2 protein-coding genes are annotated in these 2,442 nt (G+C 64.0%); both read right to left on the bottom strand.

The features are described 5' to 3' along the window. Positions 1-178: 178 nt before the first annotated feature. A complete protein-coding gene (locus AC5JJ6_RS09255) occupies positions 179-967 on the bottom strand; it encodes a substrate-binding periplasmic protein (RefSeq protein ID WP_496041759.1) in 789 nt (262 codons plus the stop codon). Between the two features lie 17 nt (positions 968-984). Next, positions 985-2,421 (bottom strand): GntP family permease, encoded by a 1,437-nt coding sequence (locus AC5JJ6_RS09260; protein WP_496041760.1) that lies wholly within the window; start codon positions 2,419-2,421, stop codon positions 985-987. Between the last annotated feature and the right edge of the window lie 21 nt (positions 2,422-2,442).

The raw sequence follows: 2,442 nt of genomic DNA on the forward strand, positions 1-2,442 counted from the left end.
TATACCGACCCACCTGCCACCGCGACAGCTCCATGGTTATTTTTGCACCAAGGTCCCAGTAATGGCGTTCCTTACCACGACAGACGGCAGACCTTGCCCGCTTCGGATGCGAGGCGGAGACCGACGAGATTGATGGCCGGACCTCGCGGTTCAACCGGAAAGCATGCCGCTGTCGGCGTCAGTTAACCCACTGGATCTCAGCGGCACGCCGGTCCTCAGGCACCGGCTCCGGCCGCAGCCGGGCGTACCGGGCCAGGATGGCATCATAGGTACCGTCGGCGCGCAGCTGTTCGAAGCCGCTACGCCACCGCCCGGCCTCCTGGTCTGACACATCCTTAGACGCCGCAAGCCAGATCTCGCTCCGGCGCACGACCTGGCCGATGCTGAGAGTCGACACGTCGCCGCCCACCTCGCGGTAGGCATAGAGCACCATCAGCCGCGGCGCCAACCAGGCGTCGATCAGGCGGTCCTTCATCCGCTGCGCATTGATCCACTCCTCGGTTGCCGACTGAATCCGGCTGAAGCCGCGCTCGTGCAGCAGCGCTTCGGCCCCGCTCCGCCGCAGCACGCCGATCGGCCGGTCCTTGACCGCGGCAAGATCATGCACGTCGACGCCGGCTCCTCCGACCAGAACAAGATCATCCGTGACCACATTGACCAACCAGCGGTACTTCTCCTCACGCTCCGGCGAGCGGGTCAGCGCTAGAATGCCTATATCGGGCTGGGTCATTGCCATTTCCTGGGCGTGGGTCCAGGGCCAGAACTCAACCGTACCCGAGTGGCCAATCCGCCATGCAATCTCACGGACGACCTCGTAGACGAGCCCCATCGGCTCCCCCACCTCGGCCACGGTCGGCGGCGGCACGTGGAAGGCGTAAGGCGGCAGCTCGCCGGTGACAAGGCGGAGTTCGGCGGCAATCACCGGTGAGGTGGTGAGCAGGACAGCAATCAGCAGGCGGTGAAGCATGGTTTCTCTCCCCGCGTTCAGAAGGTGCCGAAGGTGGAGCCGAGGACGATCACGGTGATCAGGGCGAAAGTTGGGACAACCACCGAAACCATCCCGATGTCGGCGTAGGACTCGCGGTGGGTCAGGCCGCAGATCGCCAGCAGCGTGATGACGGCGCCGTTATGCGGCAGGCTGTCGAACCCGCCCGAGGCCATGGCGGCAACCCGGTGCATAAGCTCCAGATTGATTCCGAACTCCTGCGCCAGGTTTCGGTAGGTTTCGCCCAGCGTCTGCAGGGCGATGCTCATGCCGCCCGAGGCGGAGCCGGTGATGCCCGCCAGGACGTTCACGGCCACCGCAAGTGAGATCACCGGATTGCCGGGGGAGATATTCAGGACAGCTTCACGAACCATGGCAAACGCCGGCAACGAGGCGATGGTAGCGCCATAGCCAACCTCGGAGGCTGTGTTGAAGATCGGCAGGAGCGATCCCATCGTGCCGTCGTTCACCGACGCCCTCAGATCCTTGAAGGTGCTCCAGTTCAGTGCGATCAGCGCCAGGATCGCCAGGAACAGAGCAACGATGATGGCCCAGATGCCGCGCACGGCCTGCAGGTTCGTCGAGCCGTATTTAGGCTCGGCCAGGTATTCCGTGTCCAGCATCGGGATGAAGTACGTAGAGAACAGGTAATTGAACACGATCACAAGTACGATCGGGATGATGGCAACCGTGAAGCTCGGCAGCGGATGGCCGGCCGGCATCTCCCCGACATAGGCCGCCCCCGCCGTGCCGGGACGAAATTCCCCGTCGCCGACAGCACCCTGGTCAATCACTCCATAGCTTTCCCCGGCACGACGCGCCACGGCTGCGCGCCAGTTGAGCCAGAACATCCCCCCGCCAAGCATGATTAGGCCGCCGATAAAGCCAAGTCCGGGTGCGGCGAAGGCATCGGTGCCGAAGAACGGGGCCGGGATCGCGTTCTGGATGGCCGGCGTTCCGGGAAGAGCCGTCATGGTGAAGGTGAAGGAACCGAGGGCGATCGCTCCGGGGATCAGGCGCTTCGGCACGCTGGCCTCGCGGAACAGCGCGGCGGCGACCGGAAAAACCGCGAAGGCGACGACGAAGAGGGACACCCCGCCATACGTCAAAATCCCGCAGGCCAGAACCACCGCCAGGAGCACCCGCCCGGCGCCGGTCTTCTCCACGATCCAGTGTGCGATGACCCGGGCCGAACCGCTGTCCTCCATCAGCTTGCCGAAGATCGCCCCCAGAAGGAACAGCGGGAAGTACTGGACAACGTACTTGCCAAGCGCGGTCATGAAGACCTGTGTGTAGGTGCCGAGCAGTGGCGTATCGCCGGCAAACAGAACCGCCAGGAGTGCTAGCAGTGGGGCGAGGATGAGCACATTGATGCCCCGGTACGCAAGGTACATGAGGAGCAGCAACGACAGAATGATACCAACGAGCCCGAGCATGGTGATCCTCCCTAGGCACGC

The sequence above is a fragment of the Skermanella sp. genome, assembly GCF_059503625.1.